19 protein-coding genes and 1 tRNA gene are annotated in these 26136 nt (G+C 58.7%); 12 read left to right on the forward strand and 8 right to left on the reverse strand.

Annotation, left to right across the window (positions count from 1 at the left end; translation table 11 throughout):
• Positions 1-176: 176 nt before the first annotated feature.
• The gene (locus tag L1A08_RS17920; RefSeq protein ID WP_238757898.1) at positions 177-1382 is read right to left on the reverse strand and encodes an aspartate aminotransferase family protein; all 1206 of its coding nucleotides are present in this window, start codon (positions 1380-1382) and stop codon (positions 177-179) included.
• 548 nt (positions 1383-1930) lie between these two features.
• On the opposite strand from L1A08_RS17920, the gene L1A08_RS17925 reads away from it, so the two are divergent.
• From L1A08_RS17925 to L1A08_RS17945, 5 genes are all read left to right on the forward strand, one after another.
• Positions 1931-2332: a hypothetical protein gene (locus L1A08_RS17925; RefSeq protein WP_238757899.1), complete on the forward strand. Its 402-nt coding sequence runs from the start codon at positions 1931-1933 to the stop codon at positions 2330-2332.
• Positions 2333-2415: 83 nt separating this feature from the next.
• Positions 2416-3423 (forward strand): DUF1559 family PulG-like putative transporter, encoded by a 1008-nt coding sequence (locus L1A08_RS17930; RefSeq protein ID WP_238757900.1) that lies wholly within the window; start codon positions 2416-2418, stop codon positions 3421-3423.
• A 308-nt stretch (positions 3424-3731) separates the two neighbouring features.
• Complete coding sequence (locus L1A08_RS17935) at positions 3732-6095, forward strand: arylsulfatase (protein WP_238757901.1); 2364 nt, start codon at positions 3732-3734, stop codon at positions 6093-6095.
• 376 nt (positions 6096-6471) lie between these two features.
• Positions 6472-7008, forward strand: coding sequence for a hypothetical protein (locus L1A08_RS17940; protein WP_238757902.1), 537 nt, complete (start codon positions 6472-6474; stop codon positions 7006-7008).
• 2 nt (positions 7009-7010) lie between these two features.
• A complete protein-coding gene (locus L1A08_RS17945) occupies positions 7011-7937 on the forward strand; it encodes a hypothetical protein (protein WP_238757903.1) in 927 nt (308 codons plus the stop codon).
• A gap of 169 nt (positions 7938-8106) precedes the next feature.
• Here L1A08_RS17945 and katG read toward each other — a convergent pair whose 3' ends face one another.
• Positions 8107-10473 carry a catalase/peroxidase HPI gene (gene katG, locus L1A08_RS17950; RefSeq protein ID WP_315860603.1) on the reverse strand — a complete coding sequence of 789 codons (2367 nt, stop codon included), beginning with the start codon at positions 10471-10473 and terminating at the stop codon, positions 8107-8109.
• Positions 10474-10648: 175 nt separating this feature from the next.
• Here katG and L1A08_RS17955 point away from each other — a divergent pair, with 175 nt between their 5' ends.
• The 3 genes from L1A08_RS17955 (at position 10649) to L1A08_RS17965 (ending at position 12256) form a co-directional block, all read left to right on the forward strand.
• The gene (locus tag L1A08_RS17955; protein WP_238757904.1) at positions 10649-11515 is read left to right on the forward strand and encodes a LysR family transcriptional regulator; all 867 of its coding nucleotides are present in this window, start codon (positions 10649-10651) and stop codon (positions 11513-11515) included.
• 77 nt (positions 11516-11592) lie between these two features.
• A complete protein-coding gene (gene mscL, locus L1A08_RS17960; RefSeq protein ID WP_238757905.1) occupies positions 11593-12093 on the forward strand; it encodes a large conductance mechanosensitive channel protein MscL in 501 nt (166 codons plus the stop codon).
• Positions 12094-12173: 80 nt separating this feature from the next.
• Positions 12174-12256, forward strand: a tRNA-Leu gene (locus tag L1A08_RS17965).
• Positions 12257-12341: 85 nt separating this feature from the next.
• Here L1A08_RS17965 and L1A08_RS17970 read toward each other — a convergent pair.
• Positions 12342-12833: a zf-TFIIB domain-containing protein gene (locus L1A08_RS17970; protein ID WP_238757906.1), complete on the reverse strand. Its 492-nt coding sequence runs from the start codon at positions 12831-12833 to the stop codon at positions 12342-12344.
• A 181-nt stretch (positions 12834-13014) separates the two neighbouring features.
• Positions 13015-13209 (reverse strand): hypothetical protein, encoded by a 195-nt coding sequence (locus L1A08_RS17975; protein ID WP_238757907.1) that lies wholly within the window; start codon positions 13207-13209, stop codon positions 13015-13017.
• A gap of 575 nt (positions 13210-13784) precedes the next feature.
• On the opposite strand from L1A08_RS17975, the gene L1A08_RS17980 reads away from it, so the two are divergent.
• Positions 13785-15566, forward strand: coding sequence for an alpha-amylase family glycosyl hydrolase (locus tag L1A08_RS17980; RefSeq protein ID WP_238757908.1), 1782 nt, complete (start codon positions 13785-13787; stop codon positions 15564-15566).
• 117 nt (positions 15567-15683) lie between these two features.
• Positions 15684-16562: an endonuclease/exonuclease/phosphatase family protein gene (locus L1A08_RS17985; RefSeq protein WP_238757909.1), complete on the forward strand. Its 879-nt coding sequence runs from the start codon at positions 15684-15686 to the stop codon at positions 16560-16562.
• A 30-nt stretch (positions 16563-16592) separates the two neighbouring features.
• On the opposite strand, the gene L1A08_RS17990 is transcribed toward L1A08_RS17985, so the two are convergent.
• From L1A08_RS17990 to L1A08_RS18000, 3 genes are all read right to left on the reverse strand, one after another.
• Entirely contained in the window at positions 16593-19730 is a 3138-nt protein-coding gene (locus L1A08_RS17990; protein WP_238757910.1) for an AAA family ATPase, read from the reverse strand.
• A gap of 304 nt (positions 19731-20034) precedes the next feature.
• Entirely contained in the window at positions 20035-21267 is a 1233-nt protein-coding gene (locus L1A08_RS17995; protein WP_238757911.1) for a hypothetical protein, read from the reverse strand.
• Between the two features lie 141 nt (positions 21268-21408).
• The gene (locus L1A08_RS18000; protein ID WP_261362951.1) at positions 21409-22197 is read right to left on the reverse strand and encodes an MBL fold metallo-hydrolase; all 789 of its coding nucleotides are present in this window, start codon (positions 22195-22197) and stop codon (positions 21409-21411) included.
• A 96-nt stretch (positions 22198-22293) separates the two neighbouring features.
• Here L1A08_RS18000 and L1A08_RS18005 point away from each other — a divergent pair, with 96 nt between their 5' ends.
• Positions 22294-23457 carry a hypothetical protein gene (locus L1A08_RS18005; RefSeq protein WP_238757913.1) on the forward strand — a complete coding sequence of 388 codons (1164 nt, stop codon included), beginning with the start codon at positions 22294-22296 and terminating at the stop codon, positions 23455-23457.
• The gene (locus L1A08_RS18010; RefSeq protein ID WP_238757914.1) at positions 23457-24692 is read left to right on the forward strand and encodes a glycosyltransferase family 4 protein; all 1236 of its coding nucleotides are present in this window, start codon (positions 23457-23459) and stop codon (positions 24690-24692) included. The genes L1A08_RS18005 and L1A08_RS18010 overlap by 1 nt, the downstream gene beginning before the upstream one ends.
• Here the strand turns inward: L1A08_RS18010 and L1A08_RS18015 are convergent, their stop codons facing one another.
• Positions 24693-26039: a sulfatase-like hydrolase/transferase gene (locus tag L1A08_RS18015; protein ID WP_238757915.1), complete on the reverse strand. Its 1347-nt coding sequence runs from the start codon at positions 26037-26039 to the stop codon at positions 24693-24695.
• Between the last annotated feature and the right edge of the window lie 97 nt (positions 26040-26136).

A 26136-nucleotide genomic window follows, 5' to 3' on the forward strand; every position in this document is an offset into this window, starting at 1 on the left:
CTCGTCAAACGACATCCAGACAAGAAACGAAAATGCAGACAGGCCGGCTCACGGGCCGGCCTGAGGCATGGGGTATTTTGCGTAAAAGAAGGGCTCGCCTCGAATCATCGGCGAACGCCGCTCGAAATCGCAAAGAGCTATTATGAGCAGAGGGGCCCGTTGGCCGCAAGACTTCTCTACGATTCCGCGGACAGGGTTCGCAACTCGTTGATCAGCAGTTCGGCTCCCTGATCGACGTCTTCCGACGTGATATTCAGAGCCGGCAACAAACGAACGACCGTATCGTGTGTCACGTTGATCAGCATCCCCTTCTCCATACAACGGCGAACCAGCGGAGCGCCCGGCACGGTCAGGTCGAGACCGACCATCATTCCGGCGATCCGCAGCTCGCGAAGAATCGGCAGTTCGTCCAGCAAAGGCTCGAAATGGGACCGGAAGCGATCCGACATCTGCTGAGCATGTTCCAGCAGATTGTCCTCTTCGATGGTCTTCACAGTCGCGATGCCGGCGGCCATGGCCAGCGGGTTTCCTCCGAATGTACTGGCGTGCATACCGGGTCGCAGGGAGGGGGCAAGTTCATCTCGACAGACAAACGCGCCACAGGCGACACCGCCGGCGACCCCCTTGGCCAGGGTCATAATGTCAGGCTGAACGCCGTATTTCTGATGTCCGAACCAGGTGCCGAGACGACCCATACCGGTCTGAACCTCGTCGAAGATCAGCACCAGACCGTGTTCATCGGCCAGATCGCGAAGCCCCTGCAGGAAACCGTCGGCGGGGGTATTGACGCCCCCTTCGCCCTGAACCGGCTCGATCATGATGCCGCAGGTTTCGTCGTCGATCAGTTCGCGGACCGCATCCAGATCATTGTGTGGAGCGTACTGGAAACCAGCGACCAGCGGGCCGAGCCCCTGATGATACTTCGGCTGAGCGGTCGCCGTGACTGCGGCCATCGTACGGCCATGGAAGCCATTCTGAAAAGTGATGATCTTGTACTTCTCTTCCGGCGTGTGCAGTCGGGCCAGCTTGATGGCCCCTTCGACCGCCTCGGCTCCGCTGTTGCAGAAGAAAGCCTTGCCGAAACTGCGGCTGCAGATCTCTTTGGCGAACTCTCCCTGAGCTTCCGTGAACCACGTATTCGGGACGTGAATCAGCTGGCCAACCTGCTCGCGGACCGCTTCCACAACTTTCGGCGGACAGTATCCCAGGATATTGCAGCCCCAGCCGGGAAACAGGTCGAGGTAGCGGTTCCCCTCGGCATCCCAGACATAAGAGCCTCCACCGTGGGTGAGGCAGATGGGATAGCGGCCGTAATTGGGGATGACGTACTGATCAAACAGTGAAACGACATCCGCACTCGATTTGGAACTGGTCGAACTCATCGCAATTTCCACACTCGGCCGATCACATCGGCAATGAATCAGAAGAGACAGTGAAACTTCGTTTTCGGAACGGACGATTATACTCGGTCGCAGCCGGGACTGAAACGGAGGACCCCGGGGGACTTGCCCGGTGATCGGAGTTGCCTCGACCGTTCCAGGAAACTCAAAGGACACGATCGGGAGTCGCCGGTTCGCCTGATCCGCTGCTGCGCCTTGAGACGGCGCCAGCTTACCGCAGCAGCAGGTTTGACGACACGATGTGCATCTCCGGCTGAACGGCTCGCCGAATCCTTTCAGCGGCCGCATTCGAGCAACATCCGGAACTCCAGTGGAATCGAGGAATTACGCCAACTTCCGGAATAAAGTGGGTCGTCTGTTTTCTGAAAGGCGAGTTGTCGGCATCGGACTTGCCATGAAGTTTCGCCGAGTCTCCACCGAGACCATCCTCAAAGCGCCCCACCCAAGACCTTCCTGCCTGCAAGTGTTTCCGACCCATGCGATTGCTCAAAGTGCGCCCCGGCTGCGTTTGCGCTGCCCGGTTTTCGATGATGCTGTTCCTTCTCCTCTCGTCGACTTCCGGTTGCGGCGGAGGCTCCGACGACGGAATCCAGACGCTCCCGGTGGCCGGGACGGTGACCTTGAACGGTCAACCGCTCGCGGAGGCGATCATCCAGTTTCAGCCGCAGAATGGTGAGGGAAGAAGCTCCGCCGGTCGAACCGATGAGACGGGACGATTCGAACTCTTATTCGATTCGGATCGCGAAGGAGCCCTGCCCGGAGAACACCGAGTCATGATCACGGCCGTGCGAGAGCTTCCGGGAAAACAGGACGAAGAAGGGAACACGCTGACCGAGCAGATCCTGCCCGCGCAATACAACGCCAGGTCGACCCTCACGGCTCAAGTCAGTGAGAACACAGAGCACTACGACTTCGCGTTGAAGAGCAAGTAGTCTGCCTGAGGCTTCAGGTCGATCCCGCTGGATATGTTTCTCAATTTTTAGCTGCGCCGAAAGGCGTTAAAGGAAGTGCCACCATGCAGATTGGGTCATCCCCCCGTCGCACCGCGTTTACCCTGATCGAACTTCTGGTCGTGATCGCGATCATCGCTATCCTGGTTGCCCTGTTGCTTCCAGCCGTGCAGCAGGCACGGGAAGCAGCGCGGCGTTCACAGTGCAAGAACAACCTCAAGCAGATGGGGCTGGCGCTCCATAACTACCACGACACGTTCTCGGTTTTTCCGGCCAACGGCTACTATCGCCGCGGTGCCTCGTGGCACGTCTACATTCTTCCGTACATGGAACAGTCCGCTGTTTACGACGGCCTGACGTTCGGCGAGCACAGCTCGTTCATGTACCAGTCCGGATGCGGCTGTACGGCGGAAGATATCGATTTGCATGCGCAAGTTCGTCTCTCGTACATCACGTGTCCCAGCTCGCCGATGCCAGCCGTGAAAGATGGAGCCGTGCCTTCAGGCCAGGTTGGCTCGTTCGGTTCCTCGAACGTACCGCTTCAGGTTGCTGAGTACGCCGCCATCGCAGGCCACACTCGGAATCCGAATACGCAGGCCGACCTCTACACGGCAGGCTCCTACGGGCACTACGCCAGCAACGGAACGATCTACGCCCGAAGCAAGACTCGAATGCGGGATCTGCGGGATGGCACAAGTAACACGCTGATGGTCAGCGAAAACAGCCGGCCGACGCGGGACGTTCTGGGCGTTCGCGGAGCCGTCGGGAATGAATACGACAATCGTGTCGGATCGTTCTCGGGCGGCATGTGGATCGGCCCCAAAGAACTGTCCGGCTGGATCGCGAATCAGATTTCGGTCCGATATCCAATCAACTCCGACGCAATGACCTCGTCCACGGAAGGCTACCTCTACTCCTACACGCAGAACAATCCTCTCTCTTCCAACCACGCCGGGGGAGTGCAGGGACTGCTGGGAGACGGAAGCGTCCGGTTCCTGTCGGAAAACATGTCCGAAGTGACGCTGCAGCGGCTGTGCATTCGCGATGACGGCCTGATTCTTGGCGAGCTGTAATCTCTCCGTCAGCCGCCCGCACTCAAAGAGCCCCGCGACCACAGGTCATGGGGCTCTTCTCCGATTCAGGATCGATGCTTTCCCTGCCGGCGCAGTGATTCGGAAGATGGCGGCCACTTTACGGGTGACCGCAAAGCAATGATGAGTTTTTCAAGAACATTTGATCCCCATGCTTGGTTGTCTAGTGTTAAGCTCGGTATGCTCAACAGCCCGCTTTCACATCTCAGGATATCCGTTCGGAAAACCATCTTCTTTAGTCAGCCGGGCTTTGAAACAGAGACCATTGGTCTTTGTTCGGGAAGGGAACAATGCAACTCTCGATCTTCAAGTATGGTCTAGCCATTCTGGCGACAGTTTTATTCACCAGGAACGTGTCGGCCCAGGAAAGCCTTCCTTTTCCGCCACCATCCTCGCCAAGTACGGCTGGTCCCACAATCGCCGAATCGACGTACAAACCGGTGAAACCAGTCCATCACCTGCCCTCTGATGCACCGAATATCGTGATCATTATGCTCGACGATGTTGGGCCGGCGTTGCCGGAACCATTCGGGGGTCCGATCCATACTCCGACGCTCTCTCGAATTGCAGACGAGGGGATTACTTACAACCGCTTTCACAACGCAGCGATGTGTTCGCCGACGCGAGCTTCACTGTTGACCGGACGAAATCATCATCGCGTCGGGTTCGGGCAGATTGCCGAACTGGCCAACGACTGGGACGGCTATACCGGAAACTGGCCGGCCACGACGGCCTCAATTGCCAAGGTGCTGGGATATTACGGTTACAATACGGCTGCATTCGGCAAATGGCACAATACTCCAGCCGAGCAAACAACCACACAGGGACCGTACGATCGCTGGCCGACCGGGCGTCTCGTCGGTTTCGATTACTTCTACGGTTTCCTTGCCGGCGAGTCGTCGCAATGGGAGCCGGCCATCGTCCGAAACACGACGCGAATCGAGACGCCGGAAACAGAGAACTATCACTTCACGGTCGATATCGCCGATGAGGCGATCTCGTGGATTCGGCGACAAAACGCAATCGCCCCCGAGCAGCCGTTCTTTGTCTACTGGGCTCCAGGAGCCTCTCATGGTCCGCATCACATCTTCAAGGAGTGGGCCGACAAGTACAAAGGACGCTTCGACGCCGGGTGGGATGAGCTGCGTAAAGAGATGTTCGCCAGGCAGAAGGAATGCGGCTGGATTCCGAAGGAAACTCAATTGACCCAACGTCCGGAAACGCTGGCCGGCTGGGACGACATTCCCGAAGACCAGCGAGCATTCCAATTGCGGCTCATGGAAATCTTTGCCGGTTTCACAGAGCATGCCGACACCCATGCCGGGCGTCTGGTCGACGAGCTTGAACAGCTGGGGCTCCGCGAGAATACCCTGATCTTCTATGTCTGGAGTGACAACGGGTCGAGTTCGGAAGGTCAGCATGGGACAATCAGTGAGCTTCTCGCCCAGAATGGAATCGCGACGAAAGTCGAAGATCATATTCGAGCGCTGGATGAACTCGGTGGACTCGATGTCCTCGGCAGCAACAAGACCGACAATATGTACCACGCCGGCTGGGCCTGGGCCGGATCGACTCCGCATCAGGGAACGAAACTGACGGCCAGCCATTTCGGAGGCACACGCACTCCGCTGGCCATCTCCTGGCCGAAGTCGATTACGCCCGATAAGAAGCCGCGGACGCAGTTCCACCACGTTAACGATATCGCGCCAACTGTCTACGAGGTGATCGGCATCACTCCCCCGCAGGAAGTCGACGGCGTCACCCAGCAGGCCATGGATGGAATCAGCATGGTCTATACCTTCGACAAAGCCGAAGCTCCGGGACGCAAGCAGGCACAATACTTCGAGTGCATGGCCGATCGAGGGGTCTACACTCCCGATGGCTGGTTCGCATCGGCGTGGGGACCTCGTATTCCGTGGGTCCCCGGCTTGCCCGCGGGGATTCAGAACTGGAGTCCGGACAACGATCGCTGGGAGCTCTACAACATCAATGGCGACTACTCCCAGGCCATTGATCTTTCGAAACAGCACCCGGACAAGCTGGATGAGCTGAAGACGATTTTTGCTCAGGAAGCGAAGGCTAATCTGGTGTACCCGGTTGGCGGAGGCCTCTGGTCGGTCATCTGGAGTCCCCAGTCGGCTCCTTCGAATCCGGCGACCACCTTCAACTACACGCAGGATGTCGTCGGCGTGCCCGAGTTTGCCGGCCCCAAAGTCGGAGCTCGCAGTAATCTGGTGACCGTGCATCTCGATCTGGAGAAGGATTCGTCGGGAGTTCTCTACGCTCTGGGTGCGTTTTCCGGAGGCGTCGCACTCTGGGTCGACAAGGGCAAACTTCACTACGAGTACAACCTGTTCGAGATTGAACGGACACGACTGGAGTCGAAAGAGCCGCTTCCGACAGGCAAGACGACCATTGAAGTCGAAACCCGAATCTCCGAGCCCCGGGGGGCAGCAGACGTCGCTTTGCGGGTGAACGGAAAAGAAGTCGCTCACGGCACCGTGCCTCGGACTGCGGTCCTGGCGTTCACGGCCAACGACTCTTTCGACGTCGGCATGGACAGTTACTCGCCGGTCTCTGAAGCCTACTTCGATCGGAAGCCGTTTCGATTCAACGGAAAGATCGACAAACTGCAGATCAAGTATCAGAAGTAACGCACTCGCGTAGAAAGCCTGAACCAGAAAACCCTCGGCTCAAGATCGCTCTCGAGCCGAGGGTTTCTTTCGTTAGACAGTTCACGGCCCGCCGGGGCGCCGTCAGTTGGTGCCCGTATTCGGCAGCCGGCGAAAGTCAATTGGTCCGTCAAATGGCGGCTCTGGATCTGCCAAACAACTCGAGCTTTTGACAGTGGATCACCTAAGCGAGGAACGATTGCAGCGCATTAACTGTCTAGGTAGATTGAGTAAGTACTTTTTTCTGCCGCGCCGAGGACTTGCTCGGCCGCCCCTAGTTCACAGACGGGAACGCGCAACACAAGTTCTCCCTTTGAGAACGCAATTCATTTCGCCGACTGACTTGGGGAGTAGGCCGATGCTCAGAAAATCTATCAAACTTCTATTGGTCGGAACAGCAATGGCTCCGGTTCTAGTGGTTATGGGAGTGGACCAGTTGTTCCGCGATGGGTTTCAGGGGTGGGCAAGTCTTCCATTCCTCCTCTTCGTAATCGCTGCTTCGCTGTTTCTGATCGCGATCTGCGTAATGCACGTCGCAAAAAAGTCGGGCGAGAAAATGTCGCTCCGAGTTTGCAAGGCCAAGAACTCCGACAAAGAGGTCATAACGTTTTTGGTCGCTTATCTTCTTCCCGTGCTCAGTGACCATGAATATCTCTTCAGAGAGATCAACGTCCCAACTTTGTTCATTCTAGCCCTCGTCAGTATTGCCGTGTACCACAGCAATGCGTTCGACTTCAATCCTCTGCTTGGGATGCTAGGATACCATTTTTATGAGGTGGAAGACGACGACCATTTCCCTTATCTGTTGATTAGTAGCACTCCGATCAAAAAGCCTTGCCAGGAACTGCGGGTGACGAAACTCTTTGAGTACACATTTCTCCACATTGAGGATTGAGCATGCAAGCCCCTTTGCCCGAATTGACTTTTTTTGCAGGTATTTCTTCCAATACGGAGGAACCGCACCTGGAGAAGGTGTCGCTCGAGGCAGGTGTGCAAAGCGAGCTTTCTGAAATGTTTGCGAACCAAGCTGATATGTTTCTTACCGATGACACAGAAACTGTCGAATTCAATCCCAAAGAGAACTATCGACTGGAACGTGGGCAAGTTTACGTTATTAAAGATTTCGATCTATCTTCCCGCTACAAAGAAGCTGTTCTGAAACCACATCAAGCCGACGAATTCGAGATGGGAAACGCCTCTTTCCCGCGGATTGTGACTTTTTTTGGCTCAGACGCCCGTGATCGCACGGTCCATCGATTGCTTTTCCAACAGTTTCGATCGCCGCAACTACTGGATCGCCGGTTCTCCCTGCTTTGGAAGGGGAACGTATTCAGCCGTATTTCCGGCGATGGAATAAGCCTGGCTCATGAGCTTGCCGCTATCTGGCAAAATGGGCATCTCTTCTTCCGATCGTTTTCTATTGTTCGGCGGTTCTTCGATCTTGCTGAATTTGAGCCCAAAGCAACACCAGAGGAAGTAGCTTCGTTCGTTCGCGATGACTTGTTCGCGTACGAGGACGACGACTCGATGCAAAAGATTTTCCGGGTTATCGAAAATGATGATTTTCTCAGACGGCGCATTGCTTCGATTGTTAATCGCGAGATATTGACAGTCGTCCGTCCCCGCGCGGCTGCTAATAAGGCAGCTAAATTCGATATTGTAATTCCTGTTCGACGCCCTAACGGGAAAGATAAAATTGCACTTCCATCTCACAAACGCCAGCTAAAGGAAGTCGTTCGATTTCTCAATGAGGAATATTTCCATGGAGAGCTCACAGATCAACTGCTTGAAACGAATTCTTTAAGGCCTCACGGAAAAGGTTAACATGCCCGACCATGGCTGTCTCTCGGAGCACCCGATACGCCATCGCCGTCTACCGAACTTTTGACGGTTCTGAAGAACCAGGAAACCCTCGGCCGAGATTACTCTCGAGCCGAGGGTTTCTTTTGTTGCCGTTCACTGCCCGCTGGAGCGGAGAGTAATTCGACGTTCTTTACTTCTGGCCGAGCACCAGTTCTTTGTGGCCGGCGCGGACGTCCCGTTCGAGATCGAAACGGTCCAGGTTCATGACCTTGGTCCAGGCGGCGACGAAGTCGTTGACGAACTTCTCTTCGGCATGGTCACTGGCGTAGACTTCGGCGATGGCTCGCAGTTGCGAGTTGGAACCGAAGACAAGGTCCACACGGCTGGCGGTCCATTTGACGTCACCCGATTCGCGATCGCGGCCTTCGAAGAAGTGATCGCACATCGGCGACTTCTGCCATTCGGTGCTCATGTCGAGCAGGTTCACGAAGAAGTCGTTGGTCAACGCCCCCGGGTTGTCGGTGAAGACGCCGAGTTCGGCGAATGGTCCGCTGCCCCAGGTGGTGTCCAGAACTCGCATGCCGCCGACGAGTGCAGTCATCTCCGGAGCGGACAGAGTCAACAGCTGCGCCTTGTCGACGAGCAGTTCTTCCGCCGGCCGGTCGATCTCCTTGTCGACGTAGTTACGGAATCCGTCAGCCTTTGGTTCCAGGACGGCCATGGCCTCGACATCGGTCATCTCAGCGGTCGCATCGCCACGGCCGGGAGAGAATGGAACCTGAATGTCGTAGCCTGCTTTCTTCGCGGCGGCTTCGACGCCGGCGTTCCCGCCGAGCACGATGAGGTCCGCAAGTGAAACCTGCTTACCACCAGACTGTGCGCTGTTGAACTCTTTCTGGATCTGTTCCAGCTTCTCAATGACCCTGGCCAGCTTCTCCGGCTGGTTCACTTCCCAGTCTTTCTGCGGAGCCAGGCGAATACGGGCCCCGTTGGCGCCGCCTCGCTTGTCGCTGCCGCGGAAGGTCGAGGCCGAAGCCCAGGCCGTGGAGACCAGATCAGAGACCGACAGACCGGAATCGAGCAGCTTCTCTTTCAGAGCGGCGGCATCGTCCTGACTGATCAGTTCATGTTCGACTTCCGGAACCGGGTCCTGCCAGATCTGAGGTTCAGGCACATTCTGTCCCACCAGACGGGAGTAAGGTCCCATATCCCGGTGAGTTAGCTTGTACCAGGCTTTGGCGAAGGCTTCCCTGAACTGTTCCGGATTGTCGTGGAATCGTTTCGAGATCTTGCCGTAAGCCGGATCCAGCTTCAGTGCCAGGTCCGTCGTGAACATGATTGGAGCATGTGTTTTCGACGAATCGAAGGCGTCAGGCACGAGGTCGGTCCCGGCTCCATCTTTGGGAACCCACTGATGGGCGCCCGCCGGGCTCGTGGTCAACTCCCATTCGTAACCAAACAGATTGTCGAAATAACCGTTGGACCACTGCGTCGGCGTGCTGGACCAGGCGCCTTCGAGACCACTGGTAATGGTATCCCCGGCGTTGCCCGAGCCGTGTTTGTTCTTCCAGCCGAGTCCCTGCTCTTCAATCCCGGCTGCTTCCGGTTCCGCGCCGACATTGTCAGCCGAGGCGGCTCCGTGAGCTTTTCCGAACGTATGTCCGCCAGCGATCAGGGCGACGGTTTCTTCATCGTTCATCGCCATCCGTCCGAAGGTTTGACGGATATCGTGAGCAGCAGCCAGAGGGTCCGGTTTGCCGTTGGGACCTTCCGGATTGACATAGATGAGTCCCATCTGCACGGCGGCCAGCGGATCTTCGAGGTCACGTTCGCCGCTGTAGCGTTTGTCGCCCAGCCAGGTCGATTCCGGACCCCAGTAGATATCTTCCTGCGGTTCCCAGACATCTTCACGTCCGCCGGCGAAGCCGAAGGTTTCGAAGCCCATCGATGCCAGAGCCACGTTTCCGGTCAGGACCATCAGGTCGGCCCAGGAAATTTTGTTGCCATACTTCTGCTTGATGGGCCAGAGCAGCCGCCGGGCTTTGTCGAGGTTGGCGTTGTCAGGCCAGCTGTTGAGCGGTGCGAACCGCTGCGTGCCGTAACCGGCTCCTCCGCGACCATCGCTCACGCGGTAGGTTCCGGCGCTGTGCCAGGCCATGCGAATGAACAGCGGACCATAGTGACCGTAGTCAGCCGGCCACCAGTCCTGCGAGTCGGTCATCAACTCGCGCAGATCTTTCTTGACGGCTTCGACGTCGAGCTTTTTGAACTCTTCGGCGTAGTCAAAATCTTCGCCCAGGGGATTTCCCTTCACCGAGTTCTGGTGAAGAATGCTCAGGTTCAGCTGATTGGGCCACCAGTCACTGTTGGACATGGAGCCAGCCGCGGTGTGGCGAGCCGATGCCGGTCGGACGTCGCCGATGACAGGACACTGAGCAGCACTGCTGCCGCCTTCCTGTTCGGTCTTTGCGGATTTACCGCTGCCGGTTTCCGCGTAGCTCGCACATGTGACGAGCGCCGCGAGACTCGCGCAGGCGGCGAAAGTACGAATTGCCATGAATGTCTCCTGATTGTGGTGGTAGGGAAAGGCACACCGAGTCGGTTTCAGATTGTAGATTTGAAGTTGGCAGTCCCAACTGCACGGTTGCAGTATCGCCCTTTACATCAGACACTTCCAATGCATTTCGCGACTTCCGACCATGCATTCAAGTTATTAATCATCAAGGTCACTGATGGAACTGGATCAGCTGCGCTACTTTCTCCGCGTTGCGGAACGGCAGAACTTCACTCGAGCGGCGGAAGATCTGGGGATTTCGCAGCCCGCGCTGAGTCGGTCGATTCAGAAGCTGGAGGATGAACTGGGGCAGCCGGTGTTCGAGCGAAAAACGCGTTCGGTCTCGCTGACGGATGCCGGGACGCTGCTGCAGGCCCGGGTCCAGCAGGTGCTGGCCATTCTTGAAGACACGAAAGCCGAAATCACCGACGATGGCCAGAGCGGCCGCGTGCGGGTGGGCGCCATTCCGACAATCGCTCCCTATTTTCTGCCCGATTTCCTGCGGAAGTTCGCGAACGAGTTCCCGAAGGCAACACTGATTGTGCAGGAAAACACGACCGACAATCTGCTCAAGAGCTGCACACAGGGTGAGATCGATCTGGCCATTCTTGCGCTGCCGCTGCCGGCACGATACCTCGAAGTGGAGGTCCTCTTCGAGGAAGAACTTCTGCTCGTCCTTCCTCCTGAGCATCCGCTGGTCGCGAAAGAGAAGATTCGGGTGAATGATGTGGAACCTTATCCGTTCGTCCTGCTCGATGAAGCGCACTGTCTTTCCGACAATATCGTCTCCTTCTGCCGGAACCGCTCCTTCCAGCCGGTCGCCGTCGAGCGGACGAGTCAACTGGCGATGGTCCAGGAACTGGTTTCGCTGTCGCATGGCGTATCGATGGTTCCCGCGATGGCGAGGGAGCGTGACCAGAGCGACCGCCGCGTCTACCGCTCCTTTACGGGCAAGAAGCCGATGCGAACCGTGGTGGCGGTTTGGAATCCTTACCGGTTCCAAAGCAAGCTGCTGAAAGCCTTCCGGGAACGTCTGCAACGTTGACCAGATCGATTTCGTGCGAGAATTCCGGTCGCATCCCGCCTGAATCGTGATAGAACGGACTGGTCGGCGTGTGGGGGATGGCATCTCGTTCGTCCCCGGTCGACAGAGGCTTCGAATCGATGCTGGTGAGTCACCGCTGTGAGGGGGACCGTGAAGTGCTGAACGAATTCAAGAAGTTCATTCTGAAAGGCAATGTGGTCGACCTGGCGACCGGGGTGATCATTGGGGCGGCTTTCAGCCGCATTGTCACGGCCTTTACCGATGGCATCATGAAACCGCTCATCAGCCTGGCGGGCGGCGACCCCGATGTTTCGCTGAAGGTCGGGATCTTCGACGTCGGGATTGTCCTTAATGCGGTGATCGGGTTTCTGATTACCGCGACCGTCGTGTTCTTCGTGATCGTCAAGCCGGTCAACCACTTGCTCGAAATGATGCGGGAAGAGCCTGAATCGGTTCCGCCGGCCCCGAACCCGGAACAGCAGCTGCTTGGTGATATCAGAGATTTGCTCAAGCAGCAGATCGACCTTCAGCGGGGCTCGGATCCCGGCTCAACCACCCAGCCGGAACCGGGCGTGTGAACCAGAATCCGGGACAGAATGTCCTTCCGGCGACATTTGTTCTGCCGGAAGGCGTGTGATATCTTACGCCTTGCGACCCAGCGAGAGTGGCGGAATTGGCAGACGCGCTGGATTTAGGATCCAGTGTCTTTACGGCGTGGGGGTTCGAGTCCCCCCTCTCGCAATCGATACGACCGAAAAAATTCAACGCCGATGTTCCCGAGGAGGAATGTCGGCGTTGTTTCGTTCAGACTGTGATCGGAAATCGTTCAGCGGCCGCGTCGGCCGGGAGCTGATTCGATCGCTTCGAGCTCTCCGTTGTCGAGCCAGATCCAGCCGCAGCGTGTGCAGGCGTCGATGACGGCGTTGCCGGGGCCATAGTAGGGATGGCAATCCATCGGAGCGGAACAGTCCGGGCAGAACGCGCGTTCGCTGAGTTCGCGGGGATCAATGGGAGCCGGGATCGCGTCTGAACCCCCATAGCTGGCGCGGCGTTCCCAGACGACGCCGGCAAAGTCCTCATCGGCGATCAGAATTCCGTGGCACTGCCCGCAATATTGAGCGGGTCGCCCGTTCAGCAGAGCCGCGTCCATGGGGTGTTCGCAGCGCGAGCAGAGCGACTCGGTCGGCAGATCCAGGACTTCGAGCCCTTCGGCCGGGAAGTCGCTTCGCAGCGAATTGCGGGTATTGCAGTGCGGGCAGAGTCCGCCCGTTTTCCGCACGTCGAAATGAAGCGGTGCGCCACAGTTTATACAGTTCATCGCAAGCTCTCCGGATTGGGTCGTTGAGCCTAAGTGTAGCTCATGTTCCGGGGCCGCGTGGGAGACCGATGGGTCTGTGAACCGCGCATGGAAAAACCGCCCTTGCCGATGATGCTCTGGTTCGGCTTCGAGCATCACCCCTCAATCGGCAGAGGGCGGTTTTCCTTTAGTGAAGCGGGCGTTACGCCACGGCTTCCATCTCCTGTGCAGGCAGATGACAGCGGAAGACTCGCTTACAGAACTTCCCGGGTCGAGTCGTGCTGGCACGGCGAAGTTTCTCTTCTTCCGACCATGAGGCACGAATTCGGCGGCACTGAGCTTCGATTTCTTCAGGCGTCGGGATGTAAGGAGCGGTGCTGGCGTCGATGTCGATCACGGTTAATGCCCTTCCGGATGGATTTGATCGTGGTTGTGGTTATCAGCTGCTCAGAGTGATTCGGTTCGAACCGTCGTGAGCGTCTTGTGTATGGGAGAGGGCCAGACGCAATGGTCGTGCCAGTCCGGCGAGCGGTCGAACTTTTATTGAGGTCCAGGCCAGGAAACAGCCCTGACATTTTTGACGTAAATCTTTTTCTTTCAGCGAAATCCGCAAGCTGGAGGACTTCGCAGAACGCCGAAAATTTTTCCTTGATGACTCATGCCGACGGTTGATCGCTCGCCGATCGCTCGCCGTCCGCTGGTCGATCATGAACCGCTGGGCGTCCAGCGTGGACGCTGAGCGACCCGTTACCGTGGTTTTACTGGAAGTCAAGGAAAAACTTGCAGAACGTGGACCCCGTCCGATTTTCCCCCATAACCCTACTTGCAGCCGATAGGCACGGAATGTGCAATCACGCTGGCGACGCCTTTCGACTGCGTCTTTCAGTAAGTGGAAGTACATCCGAAATGCGAAGGCTGGTCAGTGGATCAGGCCAACGGAGAATACAGGGACAGAACCAGGAGTGCGGGTTGATGAGTACAGATCAGGTTGTGCGTATTGAAGGTATGGGAGCGATCCCGGGAGATCATGGCGTCGCGTTTCGCGTGTGGGCTCCCCATGCCGAGGCTGTCTCCGTGATTGGTACGTTCAACGACTGGAACGAAGAGTCCAATAAGTTGGACGCCGAGGACGGAGGCAAGTGGTACACTCTGGTGGAGAACGCCTCCATCGGTGATCAATATCTGTTTGTCATCCACGCGGGGGGCAAGAAGCTGAAGCGGATTGATCCGTACGCCCGGGAAGTGACGAACTCGGTCGGAAACGCGGTGGTGCCCGATCCCTCGTTCGACTGGTTGGAAGACAACTTTGAGATGCCGCCGATCAATGAGCTCGTCGTCTACGAGATGCACATCGGCACCTACACGACGTCTGAAGACGGCGAACAGCCCGGCACATTCGAAACCGCCATCGAAGATCTCGCCCATCTTCAGCGACTGGGAGTGAACTGCATTGAGGTGATGCCGATCGCCGAGTTTGCCGGCGATTATTCGTGGGGTTACAACCCGGCTCACATTTTCGCCGTCGAGTCGAGTTACGGCGGCCCGAAGGCGTTCAAACAGTTTGTGCTGGAAGCCCATAAGCGGGGCATCGCCGTGGTGCTTGATGTCGTCTACAACCACTTCGGTCCGAGCGATCTCGACCTGTGGCAGTTCGATGGCTGGCATCAGCACGAGATGGGCGGCATTTATTTCTACAACGACTGGAAAGCCGAAACGCCCTGGGGACTGACGCGGCCCGATTACGGTCGCGGCGAAGTCCGGCAGTACATCTTCGACAATGCAATGATGTGGATGAACGATTTTCGTGTCGATGGTCTGCGTTACGACATGACGCTTTATATCCGGAACGTCCGCGGAAACGGCGATCCGGGCGGCGACATTCCGGAAGGCTGGTCTCTGACGCAGTGGATCAACGGAGAAATCCGCAAGCAGTTCCCCGACAAGATCACGATCGCGGAAGACCTGCAGAAGAACGACTGGATGACAAAGTCTCCCGAAGACGGGGGCGCCGGGTTCCATGCTCAATGGGACGCCGCATTCGTGCATCCGATTCGCGATGTGCTCACGCAGCCGAACGACGAAGACCGCTCGATGGAAGCGGTCGTTCAAGCTCTCAGCAAGAACTACAACGGGGATCCGTTCCAGCGTGTCGCCTACACCGAGTCTCACGACGAAGTGGCGAACGGAAAGGCTCGCATGACGAGCGAGATCAATCCGGATGCTCCCCACAGCTGGTGTGCTCGCAAGCGATCCGTCCTCGGAGCCGTGCTGACGCTGACTGCCCCCGGGGTGCCGATGCTGTTTCAGGGACAAGAGTTTCTTGAAGACGAATGGTTCCGCGACACCGTGCCGCTGGACTGGGACAAAGCTGATGAATTCCGCGGCACGGTCCGACTGTATCGCGATCTGATTCATCTTCGGCTCAATGCCCGGGGTAACACGAAGGGACTGACCGGATCGGGCATCAACTTCCTGCACGTCGATGATCATGCCAAGGTTGTCGTCTACCATCGCTGGTACGAAGGGGGAACTGATGACAACGTCGTGGTCGCCGTCAACTTTTCCAGCCAGGCCCACACCGTAAAGGTCCACATGCCTTCGGCGGGAGAATGGAAGCCGCTGTTCAACAGCGACAGCCATCTCTACAGCAAGTCGTACGATGACGTCGGCCCGGGACACGTGCTGCAGACCGAGGGGGAAGTCGAATTCACGATCGCACCGTACTCGGCTGTGATCTTCGGGCATGAAGCTTGAGAATGGCTTCAGCGGACAACGGTTGGTAGGCTGAATGCCAGACCTGTTGATACACGCCGGTCGCTCCCGTGACGACCGGCGTGCTTTTTTATTGCCCACCCCTTCGAGGACTTCCGCATGAAACTCAGCCTGCTGCTCTCCGCACTCCTGACGATCGCTACGGCCGCGAATGCTTCTGCTGAAGACGAGTCAACAGCCGCGATTAACGTGGTCAGCTTTAACATCCGCTATGGCTCGGCTCGCGATGGCGAGAACCATTGGGACAAGCGAAAGGATTTCGTCGTCGAAACCGTTCAGGAACTCGACCCGGATCTGCTCGGAACGCAGGAGACACTCGGCTTTCAGCGGGACTATCTGAGCTCGAAGCTGCCGGAATACTCGGTCTTCGGCGTCGGCCGGGAAGACGGTCGCGACGAGGGAGAGATGATGGCCATCTTCTACCGGACCGAACGGTTCGAGAAGCTCGATGGCGGTCACTTCTGGTTGAGCGAGACACCGAATGTTCCCGGCAGTATGAGTTGGAACACGGCCTGCTCCCGGATGGTGACGTGGGTGAAGTTGAAGGATCACAAGAACGCGGATCGCGTCCTCTGGTTCTTCAACACGCATCTCGATCACAAGAGCCCGCAGGCTCGCCTCGAAGGGGCCCGACTGATTCGTCGGCGCGTGAACGAGATGGTCGCGGGGGCTCCGGTGGTCATCACCGGCGACTTCAATGCCGCCGAGAAGTCCGAACCCTATCAGGCCCTGTTCGAGCAGTCCGGCTCGGTGCAGCTGCAGGATACCTGGCGGGTCGCGCAACCGAGTGCCCAGCAGAACGAAGGAACATTCACCGGCTTCTCGCTGAAGTCACGCGGCGACAAACGCATCGACTGGATCGCGATCAGCAAAGGCTTCCAGGTCCAGTCCGCTGCGATCGTCGAGATCAATCGCAACGGCGTGACGCCTTCGGATCATCTGCCGGTTCAGGCTCGGCTCGTCTTCAGCAAGCACTGATTACCAGGAACTGACTCCGCCTCGCTGATTTCAGCCAGCCAGCCGCGTATTGGCCTGAGCCAGTGCCGGCAGCCAGATCGGCTCGACTTCGCGTTCTTCAAACATGCCCGCCAGATGCTGATGGCAGGTGAAGAACAGGACCTGTTTGTTGGACGCGAAGTTCATCAGCGTTTCGGCGGCGGCTTCGGTCCGCTGCTGGTCGAAGTTCACGCAGATGTCGTCGAAGACGATCGGCATCGCGATTCCTTCTTCGGCGAACGTGTCGATCAGAGCCATACGAATCGACAGGAACAACTGCTCCCGCGTGCCGTCGCTCAGTTCGCCCACATTGCGAGTGGTGCCGTCCTGTTCGCGGATCAGCAATTCGCGGCTGCCGACGGGCGTGCGAACATGCCCGTATCGGCCGCAGGTCAGCTGAGACAGATAGTCTGAAGCTCGTGCCAGTGTTTCCGGCTGGAACCGCTGCTCGAATTCGGATGTCATGCGAGACAGAGCCGAGGCGGCAATGCGGTTGGCTTCGAGATCCCGCCAGGACGCCGCGGCCCGATCGAGCACGCGGGCCTGCTTCGCTTTCAGATCGTCGGATGACGTATCGCTCTCCAGGGTCTCCAGCGTCTGACGCAGGCGGCCGAGTTCTTCCTGAGCAGCCGAGTACTCGGCGTCGAGATCGTCGATCTCCAGACCGAGCATGTCGATCCGTTCCTGATTGCTGTCGACGTTGAAGTTGATCAGATCCTCTTCAACGATGGCGAGCTCCGGCTCCTCGCGACTGATGGAAGCCAGCTGATCGTTCAGATCGGCAATCAGAGCCTGCAGCTTCTCGGCTCGCGCCTTCTTCTCGGCCAGGACCCGATATTCTTCCGGCGTGGAGACGCGGGTGTCGTTGAGGAGGCGGCGAAGTTTCTCGTCGCAACGGCGGCTCTCGGCTTTGGCCGCGGCGACGCGCTTACGAAGTTCGCGATACTCGCTCCGCTTCTTCAAGTAAGAACCGTGATTGCTCTCATAGTCTTCCAGCAGACGCTGCCAGGTATTGAGCGTTTCGGTCAGCCGCTCGCTCGAATTGCCTCGCATCGACATCCGGCTGGCAATCATTTCCATCTGATCGCGGAACTGGTTGAGCAGCTCCTGATGCCGCTGAACATCGTCGCGGGCTCCCTGCCACTGTCGCAAAGTCTGCTGAGCGTCGACCGCGTGCTGCCAGCTGAGGAAGGCTTCGCTGGTCCGGACCGTTTCCCGAATGCCGAGCGTTCGCAGCAGATCGCACCACGCCTGGCGGGTGGCACTCACGTCGCGTTGATACTCAGCCAGTTTGCCCCGCTGGACCGACAGTTTCTTGCGTGTTTTGAGGAGTCGTTCCTGCGTGCGGGCGAGCCCCTGCAGATCGACGAGCCGCTGCGTCGCCTTGCGGATCAGCTCCGATTCCGACCGCCAGCTGCGTGTCACGTTCACTTCCCGTTCGCGGGGAGCACGGGTCAGCTTCTCGCCAGTAATCCGGGCGATGCGAGCCCGAACATCGTTGAGCTGAGCCTGGCACTTCTCAATCTCATCCCGCAGCCGCCGGTTCAGGGAATACGAATCGGACTCGTAATGACGTCGCAACGCGAAGGCGAGGCCGCCTCCCATGATGCCGGTCAGCAGGTAGATCAAACCGATCACCCAGCCGGTTTTCACGCCGTTCACGAGACCGGCAATAATGAAGAAGCCGCCGGCCATTGCGAACAGGGTGAGCATCGTCTGGGCCCACCACGGCAGTTCGGTGCCGAGATCGTTCTTCTCGAGTTGAGCATTCGCACTGCGAATCCGCTGATCGTACTCGGCTTCGCGAACCCGCAGCTGAGCCAGGTTTTCGAGATCACCCAGGCGAGCTTCGGCATCGCGAATCGCCTGATCGAGCGAGGAAATATTCTCGCGACGCAGACGTTCCTGCAGATCGGACTGGCGGTTGTGGCAGGAGTCGGAAACCTTCTTGTACTTGCGACGATGCCGAGCCCGGCGGCTGATGGCGTTCTGATAGTTTCGGGCAGCCGTACTCAACTGCAGATGAGACTGCGGCGAAGTATCGACTTCCGACAGCCGGTTGATCGTCCAGTCGGGGCCGAGTGTCTTGAGTTTCTCATCGAGCTCCGCTTTGAGCAACGAGGCATCTGCGGAGACGTTGGCCAGATGCCGTTCCGCCGATTCCACGAGGCCCCGCATGTCGATCAGAGCGCGGACGGCACTGGCATGATCGCGGAGGTCGTAGTGTTCGCGTTCGCGGTCGAGAGCCTTCCGCAGCTCGGACTGCTCGCGACGAAGCTGCTTCACATTCTTCTCGGCGGCCCGCTTCTCCTGTTCGAGGCGGTCGAGTCGAGCCAGTCCGTCGTTCGGGAACAGGCTGGCATCGGGCAGGCCGCGAAGTTCGGCATTGAGCTCCCGTTGACGTTTCCACGGTCCCCAGACTCGCTGCAGGAACTGATAGTTGGACCGTTCCCGACGCAGTTCGTTGAGCCGATGCCGCCGCTCGGACTGGACGCTTTCCAGCTTGCGGGACTGATCGAGCGACTGCTGATACCGCTGCATCACCTGCCCCGACTTGCGGAGGGCGTCCTGCATCGAAGTGTATTCGCCGGAGAGATCGAACAGACGCCCGGTCCCGTAGTTGAAGTCGGCGATCTTCTGAGCATTGCCTCGCGTTTTCTGCTCGGCCTGCATCAACCGATGGCCGATGAGCCCCAGCGAGGTGCCGTAGATGTATTCGCCCACCTGATCGGTCTGCAGTGTCGCCAGTTCGCGAAGCTCTTTCAGGCCGAGGGTGTAGATCGTTTTGTAGATATCGGCGTCGACTTCCTGCAGCATCTTTTCGAAGTCGGACTCCGAGAGCGTGCGATTTCCCGCAGACCCGCGAAAGTGCTGGCGGCCCTGTTCGTCGATGTGGCGCGAAGCCTGCAACGGAGCGTTTCGATCTTTCAGACGCAGCGAACCGCCCCAGCCGTTCATGCTGTCCCGGCTGCCATCGGCGGAGAGCCCGGACGCCGGGAACCCGTAAAGAACGCCGCGGATGAACCGCATCAGCGTCGACTTGCCCGCTTCGTTGGGGCCGTAGATGACGGTCAGCCCGTTTTCCTGCACCGGCAGCAGCAGGTCGTTCCACACGCCGTACCGGTCGATCATGACATCCGTGATTCTCATCGCCTGCTCCCTGGCTTATCCCGTAATCCCGCCCGTATATGTCGCTGCCGCGTCCGCCCCCCGACGTCCACTGCAGTGTTTCTGTATGACTCACTTTGGAGTGACTTCTTCACTTCGTATCCCCTCGCCCCCTTGGGGGAGAGGGTCAGGGTGAGGGGGAAATGCGGGTTCCATGCTTCACGAGCCGTTTGTTCTTGCTCGAATGGAACGTCGCTGGTTGTCCGCCCCCTCATCCGCCCTTCGGGCACCTTCTCCCCCTGAAGGGGGCGAAGGAACCTCCGGTGTCGCGTTTGTGGCACCCCCGTTAGCTGGCTTTCTTCTGTTCTTTCAGTGCTCGCAGGCCCAGTTCGGCGGCCCGGTGACACAGTTCTCTGGAATCGATCTGCCGTCGCAGTTCGTCGAACGGCAGAGTCGTTCGCCCTTTCGATGTTTCATAAACGTGAGTCTGTCCCGCTTCGGCAGCGACCTGTTCGCTTACGAGCCGCAGAAGTTCGTCTTCGATCGCTTCATCGCTCAGGTCTTCTCCATCGAGATGAGCGCCCATCAGCTGCGGCACGACGGTCGCCTGATGCAGGAGCGAGATCGAGTCGAGTTTGTCGCCGAGTAACGTCTGCATTTCCGACGAGATCGATTCGCTCGACCACTCCGCGACGGTCGAACAGGTGCCTCGCAGATACCAGTTCACAATGCAGAGCTGCGTCGCGGCGGGAACGCTCTCCAGCGCCAGCAGTTCGCAGGCTTCATCGCAACGGGACAGAATTGAGTCGAGAGCCTCGGCTTCATGCAGATTGAGTTCTTGCTGCAGGAAGAGAACCGGAGCCGTGGTCACCGGCGTCAGGTCGACGGTCCCGTCCGCATCGATCCGGCAGAAGGTCGCTGAACGTGTTCCCGGGAAGACAGGAGCCACGGCCTGCAGGGAGCCGGGGGCGTGCAGCATGGTGTTTCGAACCCGCTGCGTGAACGGTGTCTCGTGTCCCGAGGACAGCACCAGCGGACAGGCGGCATGATTCTCGTCGACAAAGGGATGCTCTGGCGTGATGTGTCCGAAAGCGTTTCGCGTGACGCCGATCGTCAGCCCGGAATGCTGCAGACTTTCGTAACCGGGCTGATCAACCGAAACGATCTCCAGTTCCCGGTCCGTTTCTCCGTTCGAGGCAGCCAGAACGATGCGGCGATGGCGGTTCTGCTCGAGAACTTCGAGACTTTCCGGGCAGCACCGAGCAGCGATGAGACTGTGAATCTGATCGGGACGCGGCCCGCAGTAGACGACGGCGACCCCTTCTTCCTGCAGAGCTTCGACGGCATCGCGGAAGAGGGCGGCTCCTCGAATGGTCGGTTCGCCATCGAACAGGGAACCGGTGAGCAGAACGGCCTCGACTTCGCGTTCGAGTGCGGCTTCGACCAGCGCTTCAAAAGCAGCCAGCGGCGCATCGCGAAGGAGGTCCTGATGGGCGTCGCTCTGTCCCGGCAGACCGCGCAGCACTCCATCCAGATGAAGATGCCCCGCAATAAGCAGACGTCGGGCCGAGGCGTGCATATCGGAGTCCTTTCCTGATACGCCAGTAACGTAAAATTGATCCAGTGATTCGCGAACAGCCGTGGAATCTAACAGGTTCCGCCGATCTCGCAAAGATCACTTTGTATTTCTTGCAAATTGACCGGAAACGGAACGCCTTCGTCAGAATGTGACCGGAATTCGCAGCCCGTCGTAAGCCAGAGCGACCCCGTCCGGAAGCTCGGCGGAGACCTTTTCATGGTCGATATCATGAGCGATATGCGTGAGATACGTCTGTCGCGGCTGGATGCGATCCCGCACTTCGATCGCCTGGGCAATGTTGAAGTGCGTCGGATGCTCGCGATAACGCAGGGCATCGATGATGAGCACATCCAGATTCTGAAGTCGCGGCCAGGTCTCTTCCGGAATCTCGCTGACGTCGGTGCAGTACGCCACGCTGCCGAAGCGATACCCCAGAATCGGAAGCTTGCCATGCAGCAGTCGCAGCGGCTGGACGTGAGCTCCGAGCAGCGAAAACGGATCGGTGGTCGCCCGAATCAGTTCGAAACGCGGAATCGCCCCCCGGCGTCCTCCCGGTGGGAGCGGCTGAAAGGCGTAGCTGTACGCGCTTCGCAGTTGCTGTTCGACAATTTCCTCGCAGTAGAGCGGGATCTCTTTGTCGAGCACATGCCCGAACTGCCGCAGGTCATCCAGCCCGAAAATATGATCGGCGTGGCAGTGGGTGAACACCGTGGCATGCACGAGGTCGACCTGTTCGCGAATCAGCTGGATTCGCAGTTCGGGCGTGGTGTCGACGAGAATATTCCCCTCGGGCGCTTGCACGAGGATACTGCTTCTTGTTCTGGTATTACGAGGATCGGTCGACTGGCAGACGGGGCACCGGCAACCAACGAGCGGCACGCCATGACTGGTCCCTGAACCAAGAACAATGATTTCACCAGGTGTGGACATAACTCTACTGACTCTGCGGGTTCGTAACTGTGGCTTCCGTTCGAGCGGAGCGCCGAACGCGACCACTCTATCTTTTGCGATGAACCGGGAACACCCTTGAACATCTCGTCCGAGGAATTTGGCAAACGACTGGCGGCTCACCAGATCGATCCTCGACGCTATGCGGACGTCGAACGGAATTTCGTCGGCGTCGTCGATCTCCTGCAGGAAACCCGCTACGACGGCCTGCTGCTGACCCACCCGGAGAACTTCGCCTGGTTCACGGCTGGCAGCGATCCGCGGTTCGGCCAGCAGTACGCATTTCCCGGGGCAGCCATCTTCGTCACTTCGACAGGACGCGTGATTCTCACCACCGACTCAGTCTCCCTGCAGCTCTTTGAACGGGAAATCAACGGCCTCGGCTTCCAGTTGAAGGAACGACTCTGGACCGACGACCTTCCGAGTCTCGTTGATGAGATTACCCGCGGCCGAGCCGTGATGAGCGACTCGGGCTTCAGCCGCACCCGCGCCATGCCGGAGCGCGTCCAGTCACTCAGGCTCGACCACAGTCCGTTCACCCGCGAACGCTGGCAGCAACTCGGACTCGATCTGACCAGCATCGTGGAAAGGCTGCTTCACACGGTGACTCCTGGCATGACCGAGCGGGAAGTTGCGGTCCGTCTCAATGTCGATCTGCTCGCTCGCGGGCTGACGCCCCAGAGAGTTCAGGTTTACGCCGATGACGAACACGTGAAGTACCCCGGCTGGACGGCCGATGAAACACCGATCCTGAAACGTTGCGTTCTTCAGGTCATCGCCAGCCGCGACGGTCTCAGCGAAGCCATCGCACGAACCGTCGACTTCGCCGAACCAGATGCGGAACTTCGCGAAGATCGCGAGCGTGTCCGTCAGCTTCTCGCCACGGCTGCGATTGCGTTGAATCGCTGCGAAACCACCCCGCAGTTATGGAACGTCATGGAAGAAGCGGCTCGGACACTCGGACTCGACGACGAATGGCGGCGAAGTGAATTCGCCATCGAGCTCGGCTACCGCTGCCCCGAGCGGGTTCTGTTGCCGGGAGGGGAGGCCGAGTTGAAAGAGCACGCCCACTGGTTCTGGCAGTTTCGACTCGGTAGAGCGATCGCCGGTCAAACACTGGTTCGCACCACCGGGGAAAGGGCAGCCGCAATTCTTTCCGACGACTGGCCCCGCAGGCCGGTCACGATTGATGGACAGACCATCGAAATTCCCGATGTCCTCCGCCTCGATGAGGCGTCCTGATGGCGGCCCACACGCTGGCGTTTGTGTCGTTGCCCGCCTGGCCGGTAGTTCATCCGGAGTCGGCGGGGATCTTTGGCGGCACCGAAACTCGAGCCGTGACGCTGGCCCGAGGACTGGCAAGTCGTTCGAACTTCGACGTGTGCTTTCTCGTGCGTCATCCCGATCTGATTCAACCGCAGTCGATTGACGGCATCACCTTTGAATCCTGGCGGGATCCGGTGACCGAACGCAATGCCCGCGTGGCGGAGGCGCTCAAGGAGAAACGCTGGTCCCCTGCCCTGCTTCGGGATGCGGCGGGGATTCTTCTGCACCGAGTCTTCCAGCCGAGAGGGAATACGCCGCTGCGAACCGATCCGGTGCTGCAGAAAACCGCCGCCGATCTCTTCTGCGTCTTCGGAGTCCACTCGGCGGCCGCGAAGGTGATCTACAACGCCCACCAGACTCAGCGAAAAGCGGTCCTGTTCCTCGGCTCTGACGCCGATGTCGATCCGCAGTACGCCTCGCCCGGTTCCTTCCGCACCCAATACGGAGAACGCAGCCCTGTCTGCCGCTGGGTACTGGAGAATGCCGATGCGGTCATTGTGCAGAATGAGAATCAACTGCAGTCACTGAAGGAGCATTTCCATCGCGAGGGCGAACTGCTGCGGAATCCGATCGATGTGGCGGACTGGAGAGCTCGAGTGGAGTCCGCGACTGCACCGGAGCGGACGTCCGACCGTTATGTCCTCTGGATCGGGCGAGCCGATGATTTTCACAAGCGGGCGAACATCGCACTCGACATCGCGAAAAAACTGCCGGATATCAACTTCGTGATGATCCTCAACCCTCAGCAGCCGGAGGTGGAGCAACGCATCCGGGAAGGGTGTCCCGCCAATCTGCAGATCATCTCCCACGTCCCGTTCTCGCAGATGCCGGCTCTTTATCGAAACGCCGCACTGCTGTTGAACACATCCAGCAGTCAGCACGAAGGCCTGCCGAACACGTTTTTGCAGGCTGGGGCGAGCCGGGTGCCGATTGTTTCTCTGGAAGTCGATGCCGGGTATCTCTCAAAGTCCGGCGGCGGTGTCGTCGGCACGGGGGAAGTCGACAAGACGGTCGACGCCGTTCAACAGCTGTGGAGTTCAGCCGAGCTGCGGCAGCAACATGGACAGTCCGGGCACGATTACGTGGCTCAACATCACGATGTGCCGGTCGTCATCGATCAGCTCGTTGAGTTCCTCGGTCGCCTCGGCTGATCACGGCTTCCGGGTTCGGTCCTGTTCGATGCTTTCCGTCCACTCCTCGAGCTGCCGTTGCATCTGGCGATAGCGGTTCGGCTGACGGGCGGAGACATCGGTTGTTTCCTCGGGATCGGCTGCGAGATTGTAGAGCACGGGCCGTGCGGTCGAATCGCCCTTGAGTTCGTTCCGCGTCATGAAGGGCCGCACCAGCTTCCATGAGCCGTCCCGCATCGCCGCGTTGTGCGAGTAATTCGGCTCGCCGCGGTTCCATTGCCAGAAGCGGACTGGGTCGGGCTGTGTTTCTCCGTTGAGCACTCCCGCGAAGCTGACGCCATCCAGCCGACTCTTCGGCTCGTACGCAATCCCGCACAGATCGATCAGCGTCGGGAAGAGATCGGCGAAGTGGACGAGCCGGGACTGCTCGCCGGCGTCCCATTGCTCGCTCCACCGCATCAGCAGCGGCACGCGGATCCCCCCTTCATAGATTTCGTACTTGGTTCCCCGCAGCTCCCGATTGAAACGTTCGCCGGTGAGCGGATCGGGGCCGTTATCGCTGGCGAAGATGACGATCGTCTGCTCCGCGAGGTCGAGCCGGTCGAGTTCATCGAGCAGTTCCCCGATGCCGCGATCCATGATTTCGATCATCGCGTAAATTGTCGCGGTCTTTCTGGGCAGTCCCTTCTGTTCGTAACTCGCGATCAGTTCCTCGGGAGCGTGCAGCGGGCGATGGGGAGCATAGTGGGCCAGATGCAGAAAGAAGGGACGGTTCTGATTTCGCCGCACGAAGTTCACGGCTCGCTCGGAAAGGTCATCCGTCAGATAGCCCTCTTCGACCTCGACCATCTCGCCGTTGACATCGAGCGAGTAATTGAAGTAGCCCAGATCGGCCGAGCCGCCGAAGCCCTCGAATTCATCGAAGCCCCGTTTCAGCGGGTGATACTCCGGACGGGAGCCACAATGCCATTTGCCAATCAGCCCGGTCCGATAGCCGTTGTCGCGAAAGACATCGGCGATCGTCACCTCATCGAGATACAGGCTCGTCAGCTCCGGGTACTTGTTCATATTCAGGCTGACGACCCCGGTTCGCTGCGGATACCGCCCGGTGAGCAGACAGGCCCGAGCCGGGGCACAAACCGCTGATCCGCTGTAAGCCTGCGTGAACTGCACACTCGTGGCGGCCAGCTGGTCGAGTCGCGGCGTGCGGCTGAGCCCGCCGTTCACGGAGCTGAAATCTCCGGGAGCGAGGTCATCGGCCAGGATGAGAATCACATTCGGCCGATCGCCCGACTCGGCAGCCGGGGCGTCGGTGGTGAACATCGTAGAAATCAGCAGTGCCGCAGCGAATGCGGTCCATCGAGGCATAGTGGTCTCCCGGAAGTGTCGGAGCAGAAACGCATCAGCCAGTCTAGATCGATCGACTGGACACCGCCAGCGGGAGCGGCATCAGGCTCGGCGGGCG

Source organism: Rubinisphaera margarita (genome assembly GCF_022267515.1).
In the GTDB taxonomy this organism is placed as follows: Bacteria; Planctomycetota; Planctomycetia; order Planctomycetales; family Planctomycetaceae; genus Rubinisphaera; species Rubinisphaera margarita.